Source organism: Arthrobacter sp. LT660, assembly GCF_056172845.1.
Window position 1 is genome coordinate 430,009 of record NZ_CM149651.1, and the last position, 18,875, is coordinate 448,883.

The following is an 18,875-nucleotide window of genomic DNA, read 5'->3' on the forward strand; positions in this document are numbered from 1 at the left end:
ATGGGGCACCGCCGGGCGCAGTGGCCGGACCCGGACACCGGGCGGCGGAGAGACTTGCGGCAATCACTCGTATCCGCAATCGGTGCTTCGCGCCGCCCCCGAAAGGTCACCTGTGTCAGACCAGCTTTCCACCCAGTTCCAGACCATCACGTTCGTGGTGCTCGGACTGGTCCTCCTCTTCGATCTCCTCTACGTGGTAAAGCGACCGCACGAGCCCTCCATGAAGGAAGCCGGCCTGTGGGTCGGCTTCTACGTCACCCTCGCCCTGGTGTTCGCCGGCCTGATGTTCTGGCAGGCCGGGCCGGACTACGGCCAGGAGTTCATCGCCGGGTGGGTCACCGAGTACAGCCTCAGCGTGGACAACCTCTTCGTCTTCATCATCATCATGGCCAGGTTCTCCGTGCCGCGCAGGTACCAGCAGGAGGTGCTGATGTTCGGGATCATCATCGCGCTGATCCTCCGCGGCATCTTCATCATGGTGGGCGCCACCGTGATCGAGCACTTCACCTGGGTGTTCTACATCTTCGGCGCCTTCCTGCTCTGGACCGCCTGGAAGCAGGCCACGGACTCCGGCGAGGACGAGGAAGAGGGCTCCGAAAACGGCCTGATCGCGCGGCTCACGTCACGGCTTCCGATGAGCAAGGACTACGACGGCAACAAGCTGCGCACCACCGTTGACGGTCGCCGCGTCTTCACCCCGATGGTCGTCGTGTTCATCACCATCGGCATGACGGACCTGCTGTTCGCCGTCGACTCGATCCCCGCCATCTTCGGCCTGACGCAGAGCGCCTTCATCGTGTTCACGGCCAACATCTTCGCGCTGATGGGCCTGCGCCAGCTCTACTTCCTGTTGGGCGGACTCATGGACCGGCTCATCTACCTCAAGCACGGACTGTCGGTCATCCTGGCTTTCATCGGCGTCAAGCTGGTCTTCCACGCGATGCACGAGAACGAGTTGCCGTTCATCAACGGTGGCCAGCACATCGAATGGGTACCCGAGATCTCGACGCCCCTTTCGCTGGCCGTCATCCTCGGAACGATCGTCGTCGCGACGGTTGCCAGCCTGCTGAGCCCGGCCGGCAAGAGGGCCGCCATGGACGCGCGCCTGGCCAAGGACGTCGAGCTCGCCCGCTCGGACGCCGAGTAGTCACTCACGCACCCTTCTGAACAACCTCGTCCCCGTAGCGGGTGGTTGCTACGCTGGGGCGGTGAGCGAGCCAACCGACGCGGCGTTGGGCCGCCTTCCCCAAAGGAAGGCGCTCCAGCGCCGCGTTGTTTTGTCGTTGTCCGTGGCCCAGCTCTTCAGCGGCGTCGGGAACGGGGCGGGGCTGGCGCTCGGCTCCCTGCTTGCCGTGGAACTCACCGGAAGCGACGCGTTCGCGGGAGCGTCCACCACCGCCATCTCCGTGGCCGCGGCGGTCGCCGCGATGCCGCTTGCCGGGCTGGCCATCCGCCGCGGACGCAGGGTCGCGTTGTCCGCCGGTCTCGCACTGGCCGCGCTGGGCGCGCTCGGCATGGTGCTGGCGCCGGTCGTGCGCAGCTTTCCGCTGTTGCTGGTGGCGTCGGGGCTGTTGGGGGTCGGGATGGCGGCCAACCTGCAGGCCCGTTTCGCGGCCACCGACCTGGCCGACGACGCAACGCGCGGCCGCGACTTGGGACTCGTCGTCTGGGCCATCACCATCGGTGCCGTCGGCGGTCCCAACCTGATCCGTCCCGGCGCGGAGTTGGGCGCGGCGTTGGGGCTTCCGGAGCTGAGCGGGCCCTTCCTGTTTTCGTTCGCCGGACTGCTCGTGGCACTGCTCGTGCTGAACATCGGGCTGCGGCCGGACCCGCTCCAGATGGCCCGGGCCGCCACCGGGGACGCACCCGCCGACGTGAATCCGGCGGCGGCGGTCCGGGGCGCCCCGGGCAGGCCTTCCCTGCGCGAGGGGATGGCCGCGTTGCGCGACTATCCCGCGGCCAGAATGGGCATCGCGGCGATCGTCGGTGCGCATCTGATCATGGTGGCGGTCATGTCCATGACGCCGGTGCACTTGAAGAACCTGGCCGCGTCCGAAGTCGCCCACGCCGGCCATGCCGTGGGCGGGCAGGTGCCGGCCGACGCGCTGGTGATCATCGGTTTCACCATTTCGCTGCACATCGCCGGCATGTACGCGCTGTCGCCGCTGGTGGGACTCCTGGCCGACCGGTGGGGACGGCCGCGCACGATGCTGCTCGCCCAGGCCGTGTTTGCGGCGTCACTGCTCACCAGCGCGCTGGGCAGTCAGTCCAGACCCGCCGTCGTCGTCGGACTGGTGCTCTTGGGCCTTGGATGGTCGCTCGCGACCGTGTCGGGATCCGCCTTCGTCTCCGAGAGCGTCCCGGGCCAGGTCCGCGTCCTGGTGCAGGGGGCGGCCGACGCCCTCATGGGCGCGGCGGGCGCCCTCGGCGCCGCGCTCTCCGGCGTCGTGCTGGCGCTCGCGGGCTTCGGTGGGCTGAACTACGCCGCCATGGCCGTGGCGGCCTTCGTCGGGGCCTGGTGCCTGCGCGTGGTGTTCGCTACTTCTTCTTCGCCGCGGCCTTAGCGGCCTTCTTCGTCGCGCGGACCTGGGCGAGCGATTCCGCGTCGACGATGTCCGCCACGGACTTCCGGGCGCACTCCTCGCCGTAGGGCCCGGACGCCTCGCGCCACCCCGCGGCGTCGAGGCCCCGCTGCTTGCCCAGGAGCGCGAGGAAGATCCGCGCCTTTTGGTCTCCGAAGCCCGGCAGCGCCTTGAGCCGCTTGAGGACCTCGGCGCCGTCCGGCCCGCCGCGCGTCCAGAGGGCAGCGGCGTCGCCGCCCCATTCGGCCTCGACGACGGCGCAGACCGCCTGTACTCGTTGGGCCATGGACCCCGGGAAGCGGTGTACGGCGGGGGATTGCCGGAAGACCTCGAGGAGGTCGTCGGGTGGGTAGGCGGCGATTTGGGCCGCGTCGAGTGCGCCGATCCGGTCGCGGATCTTTGCCGGGCCGGCGAAGGCCGATTCCATGGTGACTTGCTGGTCCAGGAGCATCCCGAGCAACAGCGCCAGGGGGCTCTCGTCGAGCAGTGCGTCCGCGGCCTCGTCGCCCGTGATGTGCAGAGTCATGATTCGTTTCCTTCCGCGGGGCCCCGGTGGGATGCCTGAGGTGTTTCTGCGTCGTCGGGCTGCGGTTCGGTCATCCCCAGCAGGCGCGCGAAGATGCCGGCGCCGTCGTCCGCGATGCCGTCGTGGTGGTATTCGCCCGTCTCCCAGACGCGGAGGCCGCGGACAAGGGACGCCGTCTCCACGCTCAGGTCGCGGTCTACGTACACGTCGTCCGAGTACACCGCGGCGGCCACCGGAATGGTGTTCGTGGCCAGCACGTCCAGATCGTACAGTTCCGGCCACTCGTCGATGGACGCCAGCAGCCCGGCAGTCTGTTCCAACGGGCGCAGTGCCGGGTCCTCATCGAAGTACCACGGGTAGACCATCTCCCCGGTGAGGAGCGGCTCGGCGGCGTCCGGGTGGAACGCCGGGAACTCCGTCAGGACGCGTGCCGCCGCCCAGTCGGTGGCGAACCCCTGGGCATAGATCGACTCGTGCATCAGCGCGTAGAGCGGGTTCGTCAGCCGTGCGGCCTGCGCCTGCAGCACCGCCAGGAAGGCGTCGCCGAGGCGCGCCCCGCCGGGGGTGGGGACGAACGCTTGTTCGAACGCGTGGTGCAGCTGGTCCACGCGGGTGTTCCCTCCGAGGAACTGGCCGAGCATCTGGACCAGTGCCCGCGTCACGGGCCGGCCGTCGGGCAGGCGCTCAGCGGTGCTCCCCAAGTGCTCGAAGACCCGATTCAGGACGGCGCGGTCCTCGGGGTACTCCGCGAAGTACTCCGCGTTCCTGGCTTCCATGCGGGCGTACGTGGCGCGGTAGACGCGGTCGGCGTCGCCGCGGACGGGGCCCAGGCCCCCCGTGATCAGGCAGCGTGCCAGCCCGCGCGGAGCGTGCGAGAGGTAGCTCAGGGTGCAGAATCCGCCGTAGCTCTGCCCGAACGTGGTCCACGGCCCGGCCCCCAGGATCCCGCGGATGGCCTCGGCGTCGCGGACGATCGAGTCGGCGCGGAAGTGGGTCAGGTAGTACGCCTCGGCCGCGGAGTCGCCCCGCAACGGCAGCGTCTGGCGGTTGGCGGGGGTGCTGAGGCCGGTCCCGCGCTGGTCGAGAAGGAGGATGCGGAAAGCCTTTGCGGCTTCGGCCATCCAGCCGGACAGCGAGGAGATGCGCGGGGACTGCCCGCCGGGACCGCCCTGCAGGTAGAGCAGCCACGGCAGGGACTCCGGATCCGCGTGCTCCAGGGACACGACCTCCCGGGCGAAGACCGTGATGGTCTCCCGCCCGGGCGCCGCGTGGTCCAACGGGACGGTGAAATAGTGCTCGGTGGCGCGCATGCCGCGGAATTCGTGGACGGCGGCGACCCGGTGAGCCTCGTGGAGCGTCATGGCCGGGATCCCATGTCCGCAAGGGCCTGGCCGTCCAGTCGGCGCACCGTCCAGCCGTCCATCGAGCCCGCTCCGAGGGAGTCGTAGAAGCCGATCGCGGGTTCGTTCCAGTCCAGCACGCTCCATTCGAGGCGGGAATAGCCGCGTTCGACGGCGATGCGGGCCAGATTGCGCAGGAGCCGTTTGCCATGGCCGGCTCCGCGGACGCCGGGATGGACGTACAGGTCCTCGAGGTGGATGCCGTGGGTGCCCTCCCACGTGGAGTAGTTGAGGAACCAGATGGCCGTTCCGACCACGCCTAGGTCCGTCCCGCCGGGCAGGGTGTCCTCGACGACATGCGCGAACACGCGTGGCTGGTCGCCGAACAGGCTGAGGTGGAGTCGGTCCTCGGTGTTCCTGACCGCGTCCGGTTCCCGCTCATAGGCGGCCAGATCACGGATGAGGCCGAGGATCGCGGGGACGTCGTCGGGTCGCGCGTCGCGGATGTCGCTCATGTGACCCAGCGTACCGGTGTCGCTGCGTGTGCCGGGCCGGATGCGAACCTAGCGTTGAGGGGGCTCCGCGCCGGGCGGCGCCTCTCCGAGGCACAGGGGGCGCTTGACCATGATGGGCGGAAACCACGCCGCGTGCGGCGCGGCGGCTTGGGTGGCGGCGACCACCCGTTACGAGGTCCCCGTCGCCGGATGGGCCACCCGGCTTCCGGCGATGCCCGGTGCGGTCGCCGAAGCCCTGCCCGACGCCGTGACCGTGGGCTTCGGTGCGATCGAGGCCGGGCCCGCCGGCGTGCTGACCGGAGCCCTGGTGTGCGCGGGGGCGGCCCTGCTCCCGGATGCGGACCACCGCAGCGCCACCATCGCCCAGGCCCTGCCGCCCGTGTCCAATGCCCTGTGCGCCGGTCTGGGACGCGCCATGGGAGGACACCGCAAGGGGACCCATTCGCTGTTCGGGCTCGTCGCCGCCGTCGTGCTTTCGGCCTTGGTGGGGATGTCGACGTGGGAGACGCAGCGCTTCGGGACCGTCTATCCGGGAGCCGGACTCGCGACCGTCCTGCTCGCCGCCTTCGCCGCGAAGGCGTTGCGGTTCATCCCGGACTCAATGCGCCGGTTCCCGTGGCTGGTCGGCCTGGCGGCCGGGGCATCCGTGGCGCTCTACGCGCCGGAGGACCCGCGGTGGTTCGCCGCCGCCGTGGGACTCGGGGCCGCCGTGCACGTCGCGGGGGACCTCATCACCACCGGGGGAGTCGCCCTGACGTGGCCGCTGTGCGTCCGCCGCCCGCGGAAGCTGGCCCGGGTGCCCGTGCTCCGCCACGTCTGGCGGGCCAACGGAAACATCGCCGTGCCGCTGATCGGCAACGCCGGCTCGCTGCGCGAATGGATGCTGTCCGTTCCCGTGGCTGGCTACGCGCTCGCCGGACTCTGCGTCGCCGGCACCCGGGTCCTGTGAGACGGCGGGAGCGGCGCTAGCCGAGGCGCCCCACACTCGTCACCGTGACGACGGCGGATCCTGCCTCGTCCGAGGCGGCCAGGTCGACGTGGGCGTCGATGCCCCAGTCGTTGTGACCCGCCGGGTCCTTGAAGATCTGCCGGACGTTCCAGCGGCCCTGCGCGGGCTTGATGATCAGTAGCTGCGGCCCGCGGGCCTCGGGCCCGTCGTCGATGTCGTCGTGTTCGCCGAAGTAGTCGTCCATGGCCCCGGCCCACGCGTCCGCGTCGAAGCCGTCGTGTCCGTCCAGTTCCCCCAGGGCGACGTCCTGCTCGTTGGCGAAGAGCTTGACGCGGCGGAACATCTCGTTTCGCACCATCACGCGGAACGCGCGTTCGTTGGAGGTCAGGCGGTCCGGCTGCGGGGGCAGGATGTCCTCGGAGACGTCCCGCGGGGCCTCGCCGTTGGCCAGCTTCTCCCATTCGTCCAACAGGCTCGAATCGACCTGGCGGACCATCTCGCCCAGCCACACGATGAGGTCCTGCAGATCCTCGCGCAACAGATCCTGGGGGACCGTCTGCCGCAACGCCTTGTAGGCGTCGGTCAGGTAGCGCAGCAGGATGCCCTCGCTGCGGGCCAGCGAGTAGAACTGCACGTACTCCCCGAAGGACATGGCGCGCTCGTACATGTCCCGCACCACCGACTTCGGGGCGAGTTCGAAGTCCCCGAGCCAGGGTGCGCCGCGGCGATACGTTTCGAAGGCCTCCCCGAGGAGCTCCGCGAGGGGCTGGGCGTAGGTAACCTCGTCCAAGGCGGCCATGCGCGCCTCGTACTCCATGCCCTCGGCCTTCATCGCGGCCACCGCCTCGCCGCGGACCTTCTTCAGCTGGCCGGAGAGCACTTGCCGCGGCTTCTCCAGCGTCGCCTCGATCACGGAGACGACGTCGAGGGCGTAGGTCGGGGACTCCCGGTCCAACAGCTCCAGGCTGGCCATGGCGAAGGGGGAGAGGGGTTGGTTCAGGGCAAAGTTCTGCTGCAGGTGGATGGTGAGCCGCAGCCGGTTGCCGTGCTCGTCGGGAGCGTCGAGGCGTTCGACGACGCCGGTGGCCAGCAGTTCCCGCAGGATGCCCAGCGCGCGGCGCATCAGGTCGCGCCGGCGGGTGGGCGGCTCGTGGTTCTCCGTGAGCAGCCGGCGCGCGGCGGCGAAGCTGTCCCCGGGCCGCTCGAGCAGGTTCAGCAGCATCGAGTGCGTCACCGCGAAGCTCGACGTCAACGGGTCGGGAACGCTCGCGACCATCTTGTCGAACGTCTTCTCGCTCCAGGACACGAAGCCCTGCGGCGGCTTCTTCTTCACGACCTGCCGCAGCTTCTTCTGGTCGTCGCCGAACTTCGCGAGCGCCTTGTCCATCGACTTCTTGTTCTCAATCGAGAACTCGGGGGCCTGCACGACGACGGTGCCCGAGGTGTCGAATCCGGCGCGGCCCGCCCGCCCGGCGATCTGGTGGAACTCCCGGGCGTTCAGCGGACGGGTGCGGACGCCGTCGTACTTGGACAGTGCCGTTAGCATGACGGTGCGGATCGGGACGTTGATGCCGACCCCGAGCGTGTCGGTGCCGCAGATGACCTTGAGGAGCCCGGCCTGTGCGAGCTGCTCCACGAGGCGCCGGTATTTCGGCAACATCCCGGCGTGGTGGACGCCGATGCCGTGCCGGACCAGGCGGTTGAGCGTCTTGCCGAAACCGGGCGAGAACCGGAAGCCGGCGATCAGGTCGGCGATCCGGTCCTTTTCCTCGCGGGTGCAGACGTTGATGCTGGTGAGGCTCTGGGCGCGGTCGATCGCCTCGATCTGGCTGAAGTGCACCACGTAGACCGGTGTCTGCTTCGTGGAGACGAGTTCCTCCATGGCCTCCTGCACGGGGTCCTGGGAATAGTAGTAGTGCAGCGGAATGGGACGCTCCGCATGCGAAACCGTGGTGGTGTGGCGGCCGGTGCGCAAGGTGAGCTCGTCCTCGAAACGGGTGACGTCGCCCAGGGTGGCGGACATCAGCAGGAACTGCGCCTGCGGCAGTTCGAGCAGCGGGACCTGCCACGCCCATCCGCGCTGCGGGTCCGAGTAGAAGTGGAACTCGTCCATGACCACCGGGCCGAGATCCGCGGCGGATCCCTGCCGGAGCGCGATGTTGGCCAGGATCTCGGCGGTGCAACAGATGATGGGGGCGTCCGGGTTGACGGACGAGTCGCCGGTGACCATGCCGACGTTTTCGGCGCCGAAGATCTCGCACAGCGCGAAGAACTTCTCGGAGACCAGCGCCTTGATCGGCGCCGTGTAGTAGCTGCGCTCGCCGCGGGCCAGTGCGTGGAAGTGCGCCGCGACGGCCACGAGCGACTTGCCGGATCCCGTCGGGGTGGCCAGGACGACGTTGTTTCCCTCGACGATCTCCATGACGGCCTCGTCCTGCGCCGGGTACAGGCCGATCCCACGGTCCTCCACCCACTGGATGAACGCGGCATAGGTGGAATCGGCGGTGGCCCCGCGCGGCGGGGCATCGGGCAGCAGTTCGGTGAGTCTCATGGTGCTGCTAAGCCTAGCCGCCCGGCGGACACGCCCCACGAACGCCGCCCGGCCCTAGGCTGGGGCCATGGAATGGGATCCCGCCAAGTACACGGAGTTCGCCGACGACCGCAATCGCCCCTTTTTCGACCTGACGCAACGAATCCGGGCGGACCGCCCGAGGACCGTCGTCGACATGGGCTGCGGACCGGGGAACCTCACCGCGGCGCTCGCCGAACGCTGGCCGTCGGCAAGCGTCGTCGGGCTGGGTGCCTCCCCGCGGATGGTGGGTGCGGCCCGCGGCGCCCACCGGGGCGCCAACCTGGCGTTCCGACGCCTGGAGGCCACGGGCTGGACGCCCGGAAGCGACGTCGACTTGTTGGTCTCCAATGCGATGCTCCAATGGGTGCCCGACCACATGGACGTACTCGCCGGCTGGCTGGACGCCCTGGAACGCGGGGCGTGGTTCGCCGCGCAGGTGCCGGGGAACTTCGATGCGCCCTCGCACCGCATCATGCGCGACCTCGCCGCTTCCCCCGGGTGGTCCGGGATGCTGGGTGGTGTGCTGCGTGGGCCGGACACGGTCGCCGAACCGTCCGAGTATCTGCGAATCCTGCTCCGCAACGGATTCATCGCCGACGTGTGGGAAACCACCTACCAGCAGGTCCTGCCGGGGCAGGACCCGGTACTCGAATGGGTACGCGGCACCGCCCTGCGGCCTGTGTTGGCGGCCCTCGACGACGACGCGGCCTCCGACTTCCAGTGCGAATACGGCCGTCTCGTCCGCGCCGCCTACCCGGCGTTCCCGATACGGGCGGCAGGCCCTTGACGCTGTTCCCCTTCCGCAGGATCTTCATGGTGGGACACAAGTCCTGAAGCGAATGGGTCGGTCGACAATCGACCGATTCTGACCCGGCAAGTTCTGACACGCAGGGTCGGTTCGAGCTCGGGTCACGGTCCGAACCCATAACGTGGTCCCCACATCTCGGATGCGAACTCTTTTTGACCCACTGCCGGCTGCGCCGTCGCTCCGATGCCGCGCCAGTGGGACATTCTCGGCAAAGCGAACCGCGTCCATTCCGTCCCGTTGCTGACTGAGCTGACCGGGGCAGGATTTCGTTTTCCATGCGCGGTGGGTGGCCGGTTGGACGCAGCCCGAGATCGAGGCCCTCCGGAGTGCGGGTCGCGATGCGGAAGACTTGCTGCCCATCATTGAGGTTTGGGAACTCATTGCGATTACCTTTTACTACACCTATGACCTGGAAGAGTGTCGCCCCACCGCCCATAGCTGTCTAGGTGGGCTACACCCCAGCCTGACTGTCATTTTCCGAAGTGGTCTGCACGGAATTTCAGAAGTCCTCTGCACTCGTCCCCAGTTGGGGTTTCCGTACGCGCAATCCGGAGGCTGAGCGAGAACTTTTCCGGCTGGGGCAAATGTCGCACGTGGATCCTTCGCCGACAGAGGCAGTGCCCGCCCCGCGCGGCGGCAGGTTCGCTGTCCGTTGGAAGGCCCGACCTACTGGAAGGGTGTCCAGAGCATCACGGGACCTGGGGATGCAAGGTGCTGGTGGGTCGTAGTGCGATGAGTGGAACGGAAAGTTCCGAGCTGTGTTTTCGGTCGTCTTGAATGATTCTGTAGTAGCCGACGAGTCCTCGGCTGATTCTCAGCGAAGTCACCGTCCGTGGACTGCAAATGGGTGCCTGTGATTTACCCGCAGTATGCGCCGGTGGAGGCGCTGTGCACCAGCTTGGCGTACTTTGCGAGCACGCCCTTGGTGAACTTGGCCGGCAGGGGCTCCCAGCCATCCTTCCTGGCATCCAGCTCTGCCTCGTCGACCAGCAGGTCGAAGCTGCGTGCTGCGATGTCGACGCGGATCCGGTCCCCGTCCTTGACAAAGGCAATGGGTCCGCCGTCGACCGCTTCCGGTGCAACGTGGCCAATGCAGAGACCGGTGGTGCCGCCGGAGAAGCGGCCGTCGGTCAGGAGCAGGACATCCTTGCCCAATCCGGCACCCTTGATGGCGCCGGTGATGGCGAGCATTTCGCGCATGCCCGGGCCACCCTTCGGGCCTTCGTAGCGGATCACCACCACGTCGCCCTTGTGGATGGCGCCGTTGTCCAGCGCATCCAGTGCACCCTGTTCGCGCTCGAACACCCGGGCAGTTCCCTCGAAGACGTCGGCGTCGAAGCCTGCGCTCTTGACCACGGCACCTTCGGGCGCCATGGAGCCGTGCAGGATGGTGATGCCGCCGGTCTTGTGGATCGGGTTGTCCAGCGCACGGAGGATCTTGCCGTCCAGGTCCGGCGGGTTGATGGCCGCCAGGTTCTCGGCAACGGTCTTGCCCGTCACGGTGAGGCAGTCACCGTGCAGCAGCCCGGCGTCGAGCAGCGCCCGCATGATGACCGGAACACCGCCGATCCTGTCGACGTCGGTCATGACGTAGCGGCCGAACGGCTTCAGGTCCCCCAGGTGCGGGATCCTGTCGCCGATCCGGTTGAAGTCATCGAGCGTCAGCTCAACCTCAGCCTCGCGGGCGATCGCCAGCAGGTGCAGAACCGCGTTGGTGGAGCCGCCGAATGCCATGGTGACGGCAATGGCGTTCTCGAACGCCTTCTTGGTCATGATGTCGCGGGCCGTGATGCCCAGGCGGAGCAGGTTCACCACGGCTTCGCCGGACTTGCGGGCAAACACATCACGACGGCGGTCCGCCGAGGGCGGCGCTGCCGAGCCGGGCAGGGACATGCCCAGCGCCTCGCCGATGCAGGCCATGGTGTTTGCGGTGTACATGCCGCCGCAGGCACCTTCGCCCGGGCAGATCGCCCGTTCGATGCGGGTCAGGTCCTCCATGCTCATCTTGCCGGCGGCGCAGGCGCCCACGGCTTCGAAGGCGTCGATCAGGGTGACTTCCTTTTCGGAGCCGTCCTCCAGCTTGACCCAGCCCGGCATGATGGAGCCGGCGTAGAGGAAGACCGCGGCGAGGTCCAGCCGGGCGGCGGCCATCAGCATGCCCGGCAGGGACTTGTCGCAGCCGGCGAGCAGGACGGAGCCGTCGATGCGCTCGGCCTGCATGACGGTTTCGACGGAGTCGGCGATGACTTCGCGGGACACCAGGGAGAAGTGCATGCCCTCGTGGCCCATGGAGATCCCGTCCGAAACGGAGATGGTGCCGAACTGCATCGGAAAGCCGCCGCCGGCGTGGACGCCTTCCTTGGCGCCCTGGGCCAGCCGGTTCAGGGAAAGGTTGCAGGGAGTGATTTCATTCCAGGAGCTCGCCACGCCGATCTGGGGCTTGGCGAAGTCATCGTCGCCCATGCCGACCGCCCGGAACATGCCGCGCGCGGGGGCGGCATGGATTCCATCGGTGACGACCCGGCTGCGGGGCTTGATGTCCACTAAATGTGATGGTTGCATATCTTTGCTCCGGTGTTGATTTCAAGCTGCGTATCGCCCTGAACGCGGTGGGCAATGGGACGCGTCGAGGTTTTTGGGCAGGGTCAAGGGTTGCAATATTCGCAAAATCGCGGGTCGGCGCGTGGTGGGTCAGTTAAGTCGCGAGTGTAGCGGTGCGCGCAGGTGAGGCATCCATGAATCTCAGCGCGGGTCTCGCTCGTTGGCTCGCCGCAGCCGGTGCACGGGAGTCCTGCCACTCGCTCCACTTTCCAGAATCCCGGGGTGCCGCAGGCCGGACATCTGGAGCGAAGTTTCTGTGCAAGGTCTTCGGCCGCGAGACGGATAGTTTCCATGCGCGTCGGATTGGCGTTGGCGCGCATGTCTGTCTCGAGAAAAACCTTGCCGTTGGCCGATCGGGCCAACGCTCTCGAAAAGGCGCGCTCCAGCTCGGGCCAGGCGGCGATTCCCTTACGGATGCGGGGGTCGTGCTCGCCGTCCGGGCGAACGACCAGGTGGTGTCCGGGGAACGCCGATTCACGGGCGAACGTTTGGGCCTCCGCCCAGTCCGCGGTCAGCAGGTGGAAGTAATTCGTCTTGCCTTCGGCTGTTCCAACGACCTCCAGTTCACGCTCACTATCGATCCAGATCATGAGTTCGATGTTCCAGGGGAACATCCCCATGTACGGATCCGGGCCAAACGAACCCTCGTTGGCGATACCCAGCGGCAATCCTGACAATTCCATGCCTACCCGCGCCTTCCTGCGCGCAGCCTCGAGCTGTGTGCCGGCGCGGGGAATGTCACGGGTGAAAGTACCGAGCAGATCCGTGTCGTAGCCCGTGACATGTTCGAGCCGGCAGCCGAGCGCACGCTCGAGCACCGGGATGATCACCCGCTCCTTGCCATGCTGGGTAAGCAGAGAAATCCGTTCACCGGAATAGACGGAAAGCCGGGTTGAATTGCCGGAATCAAAACTGGTCATAACTGACCTTTCACTCTGAGCGCGAACTGCCGGAACTGTCGCAGCACACCCGAAAGGTACGCATGATTAGTTAGAAAAGAACCGACGGCCGCCTCTCAGACGCAGATGCTACGTTCTACAATACCTGAAATTTTGATCGTGAATCAAATAGCGTGTGTTAATGGGATCCTGGGATGCTGGTGCCTCGGGTGGATTGCAGTCCCTGAACTTGGGGGGCGGGCCATTGCCTGCACCCCGACTTCGTAAAAGCCGGAAACGAACAAGAGAGCAACCACATGATCGATCCCATCATCCTTTTCTTCCTGCTGGGCGCCACCGCTGGTCTGCTGCGTTCGGAGTTGCGTCTACCGGCTGCGATCTACGAGTTTGTCAGTATCGTGCTGTTGCTGGCCATCGGGCTTAAGGGCGGTATCGAACTGGCCAGACAGCCTTTCGGCAGCCTGCTGCCGCAAATGCTGGCCGTCGTGGCGTTGGGATTCTTCCTCGCACTGGCCGCCTTTCCCGTGCTGCGCTACCTGGGCCGATTCAAACGCGCGGATGCCGCTTCCATCGCCGCCCACTACGGCTCGGTGAGCGTAGGCACCTATGCCGTGGCCGTCGCGTATCTTGGCAGCCGCCAGGTCGCGTTCGAAGAGCACATGCCCCTGCTTCTGGTGTTGCTGGAAGTGCCGGCCATTATTGTGGGAATTGTCCTGGCCCGGGGTCTCTCTCGAGAGACGCGGTGGAGGTCGGTCGCCCACGAGGTTTTCCTCGGGAAAAGCATTGTGCTGCTCCTGGGCGGGCTGCTCATCGGCTGGGCGGCGGGGCCGGACGGATTATCTTCGATCGAGCCGTTGTTCTTCGATCTCTTCAAGGGATTCCTGGCTCTTTTTCTACTGGAGATGGGGCTGATCACCGCGACACAGATAGGAAGCCTGCGCCGGCACGGGCCATTCCTGATGGCCTTTGGAATTGGTATGCCGCTCTTTTCGGCCCTGGTGGGGACCGGACTGGGCTGGGTGCTGGGCCTCTCCATCGGCGGCACGGTCGTTCTTGCGACACTGGCGGCGAGTGCGTCATACATCGCGGTCCCGGCGGCCATGCGCATTTCCGTGCCCGAGGCCAACCCCACCCTGTCGCTGGCCGCCGCGCTGGGGATCACGTTCCCGTTCAATGTCCTGCTGGGTATCCCGATTTACCACGCCCTCGCGGTGTGGGCACATACTTTCGCGAAAGGATGAGACTGATGCGAAACCATAAACGCAAGCTGTTGACCGTCGTCACTGAAGCCGTACTTGAGGGCACTCTCGTTCGGGACATGGACCGGCTCAACGCCCATGGATACACCATCACCGACGCTCGCGGCAAAGGCCACCGCGGCGTCCGCAGTGCCGGCTGGGAAGCGAACAGCAACATCCGCGTCGAGGTGGTGTGCGACGAAGCGACGGCCGGAGCGATTGCCGCCTACCTCCAGGAGCATTACTACCAGGACTACGCCATGATCCTGTTCGTGAGTGACGTAGACGTTTTGCGGCCGGAGAAATTCTAGGCCTGCCCAGATCGGGCCGCCAGCACCGGGCAAAGGAGCCAACGGTGGCCGGAGTTCCGTGGCTTCAGCTCCGACGGCGCACGACCATGACCGGGCAGGCAGCGTGCCGGACGCAGTGGTCACTGACGGAGCCGAGCAGCATCCCGGCGAGACCGCCGCGTCCGCGCGATCCGACCACCAGCATGCGGGCGTCCCGTGAGACGTCTATCAGGCTCTTGGCCGCGCCGGAGTGAACGGCCCTGGAGCTGACGGAGAGTTTGGGGTATCTGTCGACCCTCGTGTGCACATCCCGCATGAGCTCCCCTTGCACGGCAGCGGCGTATTCGTCAAAGGACGGCACGTATCCGAACTCCCAGCCGGGTGGCTGCGGGGCAGTAGCGATGGACCAGGCCCGCACGATGACGACGGGGACCTGCAGCTGGTCTGCGAGTCCAAGTGCCGTGTCCAGGGCGTAGTCTGCGCAGTCGGATCCGTCATGTCCGACCACGATGCTGTCAGCCGGTGCCGGTATCAGTCCGTCGCCCAAGTTTTCCTGGCTCACGGGTGGTTCTCCTTGCTGTGGGAGGCCGGAACCGCGGTTGCCGGCCAGTGGATGGCACCGCGGTCGCGGGCCAGACGCTCTATTGCGGAGGCCATACGGCGGGTCCGCCCGGACTCAGAGCCACCGCCCCGGTAGGTCATCAAGTCAGTTTCGAATGTGACCCCGGCGGTATCCAGCACCTGATGCCCGAGACGCTCCAACCGGGACATCTCCTGATTCCTGCGCTGTAACGAAGCGGACCAGGGCGGCGCCAGTCGTGAAGCCCCGCGATGGTACCGGGAAACACCGGCGGGGTGTCGCGGTCTGAAACGTGCCTCTCGATTGTTCAAGAGCGAGCTCCTTCCAAACCGCCACCGCCAAACCACGGCCGGCCACCCCACCGCCCCGTGCGGTAGCGTATTATCTATACCAACGAACCTAGATTAGCGAACTCTAGTTCGGATGTCTAGGGTGCGCGGGGTGGGCTCAGGGACGAGGACCGCGAGGAGTTCATCCAGTTCGTGACCGGCATCGACGGGATGGCGGAAGGGACGGCCCGTGGCGACGGTGTAGCTGTTGCGCCGCCCGGTCCTCGTCCTGGTGATATAGCAGGCCTCAACAAGGTCAGCTGTGATCTTCTGAGCTGCCCGCTCCGTCACACCCACCAGGGCGGGGACGTCGCGCAACCGGATCTGCGGGTCACGGGCGATAGTAAGAAGGACGTGGGCGTGGTTGGTGAGGAACGTCCAACGCGTTTCGCCGGCAGGCACGGCGGGTGTCCCTGAGTCAAAATCCTTGGTTGCCATTTCAAGGAAAATAGTCGATCGGACCCGCAGACGCCCGGTCGGCGGCTGGGAGCGCAGGGAAAGCAATCAGTCTCTATCAGTTGATGACAAGAAAGGCTACCAATGCTCGAAGTCAGTGCACTCCGCTGGATGCTCACCATCGGACTTATTCTCGGACTGCTCGCCCTGGATCTTGGACTGGCCGCTGCCCGGCCTCACGTTGTCAAGTTCCGCGAGGCCGCAATCTCATCGATTCTGTACATTGCCGTGGCCATTGTCTTCGGACTGGTCTTCGCGATGCAGGTGGGCTGGGACTACGGCGCGGAATACTTCGCCGGCTACATCGTCGAAAAAAGCCTCTCCATCGATAACCTCTTCGTCTTCGTGATCATCATGTCGACCTTCGCCGTTCCTGAGAAGTACCAGCAGAAGGTCCTGATCTTCGGAATCGCGCTGGCTCTGGTCATGCGGGCGATCTTCATCGCCCTGGGTGCAGCACTGCTCCAGCTGTTTTCCTTCATGTTCCTAATCTTTGGCCTGATCCTGATTGTGACCGCTGTGCAGCTTTACCGGCACCGCAACGCCGACCCGGACGTGCAGGACAACGTGCTGGTCCGGGTGGCCCGCCGGACATTGACCGTCACCAAGGACTACGAGGGCGGCCGGCTGTTCACCCGCATCGCCGGCCGCCGCGCGGTAACGCCGCTGTTCATAGTGCTGCTGGCAATCGGGAGCACCGACCTATTATTCGCACTCGACTCCATCCCGGCCATTTTCGGCATCACCGCCGAGCCGTACATCGTCTTCACCGCCAATGCCTTCGCCCTGCTCGGTTTGCGGGCCTTGTACTTCCTTGTGAAGGGCCTCCTGGATCGGCTGGTCTACCTCTCCACTGGACTGGCGCTCATCCTCGCCTTCATCGGCGTGAAACTGGTCCTGCACTGGGGCCACGGCCTCGATGGCCGGGTACCGGAAATCAGCACCAACACCAGCCTCATCGTCATCGCAGTAATTCTGACAGTGACCACAACCGCCAGCCTGATCAAGGTCCGCAGGGACCCCACCGCACGCGCCCACGCGGGTTCTCTCACAGCGGAGAAACCGTCCAATCCAGGGCCGACCGGCTGACCGGACATGGCCTTCCAGAACCAGCTTCAGCTCCCCAGGGCCCAGGGCCTGTGGTGGCCGGCGAATCCGGCAGGCTGCAGAACTACAGGCAGCGGCTGATGTCTCGGTGGCGCTGGAATGGGCAGTCGTCGTGCTCGTGGTGGCGCTGCTCATCATCGGCTACCTCGCGATCCGGCGCCTCGAGCTGCCGTCCGCTACAAAGCCGTGATCGCATACGTTGGGGGTGGGTAGCGGCCCAAGACCCGCCCGCCCAAAGGAGACTGCTTGCTGATCGTGATCACCGGAATTGACGGTTCAGGAAAGACCACGGCGGCACGGGCCCTGGTGGATGCCGCCCGCCGCACGGGGAAGGGCGCCCTGTTTCTCGGCAACTATGCGGGTCGCCGACAGATGTCCCTCATCAGTGCCGGACTTCGCGTTCACCTGCCACCGCGGCTGGCGGACTTTCTGGAAACGGCAGTCCGGACGTTCAACGTCCTGAATTCACACCGCCGCGCCAGACAATTTCCAGGCCTGGTGGTCATGGACCGGGACTTACATTGCCAGCTCGCGCTGCGCCAGATGCACGGACTTCCCCGGGGACGCCTGCTTCCTTTCCTCATCCGCGCGCTCCCCCAGCCCGACCTCGTCATCTACCTCGACATTGACCCCCACGAGGCCCACGCGCGGGTCCTGGCTCGGGGCACCGACTCCGAGCGGCTCGAAGACCTTCAGTCCTTGGACGAGGCCTACCACTCACTCCCGGAATTCCCCCGGTTTGCCGTCATTCCCTCTGACGGGCAGCCATCCGAAGTGCTGGCCCGGCTGCAAGCCGCCATCACCCATGCCTGCGGAAGGCCGGCCGGGGAGCACTTCCCCGACGGCCCCGTCCCCGCCTGAGTAGCCAGGACGAGGACCAGCGGGAGTGCCAATCAACGCGCCAGGTATTCTTCGTGCTGCCGGTGCGCTTCCGCCACCAGCGCCCGGATCTTGTCAATGTCCTTGGCCTTGTTGCGGTACTTCGGATCCATGGTGAGAATCTGGGACTCTTCATCGGTCAGCATCCGGTACATCCGTTCGCGTTCGGACGAGTCAGCGGTGTATTCCAGGTCGAGGTAGTTGACGGCGTGCCGGCGCGCATTGTTGATGGAGGTCTGGGCTTTGCCGGCCTTGCTCAGCAGCGACGCGACGACGGTCAGGACGAGCACCCCAACGATGACGGTCAGGGAGGTGGCCGTGCTGATCTCGATCACGGGAACGGGCTGGCCGTCGTTGATGAACGGCAGGTTGTTCTCATGCAGGGCGTGGAGCACCAGTTTGACGCCGATGAAGGCAAGGATGAACGCCAGGCCGTAAGCGAGGTAGATGAGGCGGTCCAGGAGTCCGTCGATCAGGAAGTAAAGCTGGCGCAGGCCCATCAGGGAAAACGCCGTGGCGGTGAAAACGATGTAGACGTTCTGGGTCAGCCCGAAGATCGCCGGGATGGAGTCCAGGGCAAAGAGGATATCGGTTCCACCGATCGCCACCATGACCAGCAGCATCGGCGTCAGCGCCCTCTTGCCATCCTGGATGGTGAAGAGCTTGTCCCCGTCGTAGTGCTCCGTGGTGTGGAAGAGCTTCCGGGCGATCCGGATCATAAAATTGTCGGCCTGGTCCTCGCCGTGGGCGTCCGGCCGGAGCAGGTTGCCGGCGGTGAGCAGCAGAATCAGACCGAAGATGTAGAACACCCACGCGAAGGAATTGATGAGCGCGGCGCCCAGCAGGATGAAGCCGGTGCGGGCAATCAGCGAGAAGACGATGCCGAAGAGCAGCACCTTCTGCTGGTCTTCACGGGGCACCCTGAAACTCGCAATGATAATCAGGAAGACAAAGAGGTTGTCGACCGAGAGGGCCTTCTCCGTGATGTAGCCGGCGAAGTACTCCGACCCCATCTCGGTGCCGCCGAAAACCCACACCAGGACGCCGAAGACGACGGCCAGGCCCACGTAGAGGGCCGACCAGGCGGCGGCCTCCTTGAGCGTGGGCACATGGGCCTTGCGGATGTGGAAGAAGTAGTCGAAGGCCAGCAAGGCCAGGATCACGGCAATGGTGATGGCCCAAATAAGGGGGGAAACGGTCATGG

General features: G+C 66.2%; 17 protein-coding genes. 8 read left to right on the forward strand and 9 right to left on the reverse strand.

Annotated features, from left to right (window positions below):
- Window positions 1–112 precede the first annotated feature (112 nt).
- Together AC0QSG_RS01995 and AC0QSG_RS02000 are read left to right on the forward strand one after the other, a co-directional pair.
- A complete protein-coding gene (locus AC0QSG_RS01995; RefSeq protein WP_435726037.1) occupies window positions 113–1,147 on the forward strand; it encodes a TerC family protein in 1,035 nt (344 codons plus the stop codon).
- A 61-nt stretch (window positions 1,148–1,208) separates the two neighbouring features.
- Window positions 1,209–2,564 carry an MFS transporter gene (locus AC0QSG_RS02000; RefSeq protein ID WP_475376485.1) on the forward strand — a complete coding sequence of 452 codons (1,356 nt, stop codon included), beginning with the start codon at window positions 1,209–1,211 and terminating at the stop codon, window positions 2,562–2,564.
- Here the strand turns inward: AC0QSG_RS02000 and AC0QSG_RS02005 are convergent.
- Genes AC0QSG_RS02005 through AC0QSG_RS02015 form a run of 3 tightly spaced genes read right to left on the reverse strand, consistent with a single transcriptional unit; the run spans window position 2,539 to window position 4,963 of the window.
- Window positions 2,539–3,108 carry an HhH-GPD-type base excision DNA repair protein gene (locus AC0QSG_RS02005; RefSeq protein WP_475376486.1) on the reverse strand — a complete coding sequence of 190 codons (570 nt, stop codon included), beginning with the start codon at window positions 3,106–3,108 and terminating at the stop codon, window positions 2,539–2,541. The genes AC0QSG_RS02000 and AC0QSG_RS02005 overlap by 26 nt on opposite strands.
- Window positions 3,105–4,469 (reverse strand): alpha/beta fold hydrolase, encoded by a 1,365-nt coding sequence (locus AC0QSG_RS02010; protein ID WP_475376487.1) that lies wholly within the window; start codon window positions 4,467–4,469, stop codon window positions 3,105–3,107. Before AC0QSG_RS02010 ends, AC0QSG_RS02005 begins: the two co-directional genes overlap by 4 nt.
- Window positions 4,466–4,963, reverse strand: coding sequence for an N-acetyltransferase family protein (locus AC0QSG_RS02015; RefSeq protein ID WP_475376488.1), 498 nt, complete (start codon window positions 4,961–4,963; stop codon window positions 4,466–4,468). Before AC0QSG_RS02015 ends, AC0QSG_RS02010 begins: the two co-directional genes overlap by 4 nt.
- 109 nt (window positions 4,964–5,072) lie before the next feature.
- Here AC0QSG_RS02015 and AC0QSG_RS02020 point away from each other — a divergent pair, with 109 nt between their 5' ends.
- On the forward strand, window positions 5,073–5,912 hold the full coding sequence (locus AC0QSG_RS02020; RefSeq protein ID WP_475376489.1) for a metal-dependent hydrolase: 840 nt from the start codon (window positions 5,073–5,075) through the stop codon (window positions 5,910–5,912).
- Window positions 5,913–5,928: 16 nt separating this feature from the next.
- Here the strand turns inward: AC0QSG_RS02020 and AC0QSG_RS02025 are convergent, their stop codons facing one another.
- Window positions 5,929–8,463, reverse strand: coding sequence for a DEAD/DEAH box helicase (locus AC0QSG_RS02025; RefSeq protein ID WP_475376490.1), 2,535 nt, complete (start codon window positions 8,461–8,463; stop codon window positions 5,929–5,931).
- A 67-nt stretch (window positions 8,464–8,530) separates the two neighbouring features.
- Here AC0QSG_RS02025 and AC0QSG_RS02030 point away from each other — a divergent pair, with 67 nt between their 5' ends.
- Window positions 8,531–9,271, forward strand: coding sequence for a methyltransferase domain-containing protein (locus AC0QSG_RS02030; protein WP_475376491.1), 741 nt, complete (start codon window positions 8,531–8,533; stop codon window positions 9,269–9,271).
- A gap of 879 nt (window positions 9,272–10,150) precedes the next feature.
- Here the strand turns inward: AC0QSG_RS02030 and ilvD are convergent.
- Together ilvD and AC0QSG_RS02040 are read right to left on the reverse strand one after the other, a co-directional pair.
- Window positions 10,151–11,836, reverse strand: a complete 1,686-nt coding sequence (ilvD, locus tag AC0QSG_RS02035) for a dihydroxy-acid dehydratase (protein ID WP_350005803.1) — start codon at window positions 11,834–11,836, stop codon at window positions 10,151–10,153.
- 101 nt (window positions 11,837–11,937) lie between these two features.
- Window positions 11,938–12,813: a DUF6671 family protein gene (locus AC0QSG_RS02040; RefSeq protein WP_350005805.1), complete on the reverse strand. Its 876-nt coding sequence runs from the start codon at window positions 12,811–12,813 to the stop codon at window positions 11,938–11,940.
- Window positions 12,814–13,088: 275 nt separating this feature from the next.
- Between AC0QSG_RS02040 and AC0QSG_RS02045 the strand changes: the two genes are divergently transcribed.
- A complete protein-coding gene (locus AC0QSG_RS02045; RefSeq protein ID WP_350005807.1) occupies window positions 13,089–14,033 on the forward strand; it encodes a sodium-dependent bicarbonate transport family permease in 945 nt (314 codons plus the stop codon).
- Window positions 14,034–14,038: 5 nt separating this feature from the next.
- Entirely contained in the window at window positions 14,039–14,341 is a 303-nt protein-coding gene (locus AC0QSG_RS02050) for a P-II family nitrogen regulator (protein WP_350005809.1), read from the forward strand.
- A gap of 64 nt (window positions 14,342–14,405) precedes the next feature.
- Here AC0QSG_RS02050 and AC0QSG_RS02055 read toward each other — a convergent pair whose 3' ends face one another.
- Complete coding sequence (locus tag AC0QSG_RS02055; RefSeq protein ID WP_350005811.1) at window positions 14,406–14,882, reverse strand: universal stress protein; 477 nt, start codon at window positions 14,880–14,882, stop codon at window positions 14,406–14,408.
- A gap of 422 nt (window positions 14,883–15,304) precedes the next feature.
- The gene (locus AC0QSG_RS02060) at window positions 15,305–15,667 is read right to left on the reverse strand and encodes an AsnC family transcriptional regulator (protein WP_350005813.1); all 363 of its coding nucleotides are present in this window, start codon (window positions 15,665–15,667) and stop codon (window positions 15,305–15,307) included.
- Window positions 15,668–15,769: 102 nt separating this feature from the next.
- Between AC0QSG_RS02060 and AC0QSG_RS02065 the strand changes: the two genes are divergently transcribed.
- Together AC0QSG_RS02065 and AC0QSG_RS02070 are read left to right on the forward strand one after the other, a co-directional pair.
- The gene (locus tag AC0QSG_RS02065; RefSeq protein WP_350005814.1) at window positions 15,770–16,774 is read left to right on the forward strand and encodes a TerC/Alx family metal homeostasis membrane protein; all 1,005 of its coding nucleotides are present in this window, start codon (window positions 15,770–15,772) and stop codon (window positions 16,772–16,774) included.
- A gap of 264 nt (window positions 16,775–17,038) precedes the next feature.
- Complete coding sequence (locus AC0QSG_RS02070; RefSeq protein WP_350005816.1) at window positions 17,039–17,653, forward strand: dTMP kinase; 615 nt, start codon at window positions 17,039–17,041, stop codon at window positions 17,651–17,653.
- 32 nt (window positions 17,654–17,685) lie between these two features.
- On the opposite strand, the gene AC0QSG_RS02075 is transcribed toward AC0QSG_RS02070, so the two are convergent.
- The gene (locus tag AC0QSG_RS02075) at window positions 17,686–18,873 is read right to left on the reverse strand and encodes a TerC family protein (RefSeq protein WP_350005818.1); all 1,188 of its coding nucleotides are present in this window, start codon (window positions 18,871–18,873) and stop codon (window positions 17,686–17,688) included.
- Window positions 18,874–18,875: the final 2 nt, after the last annotated feature.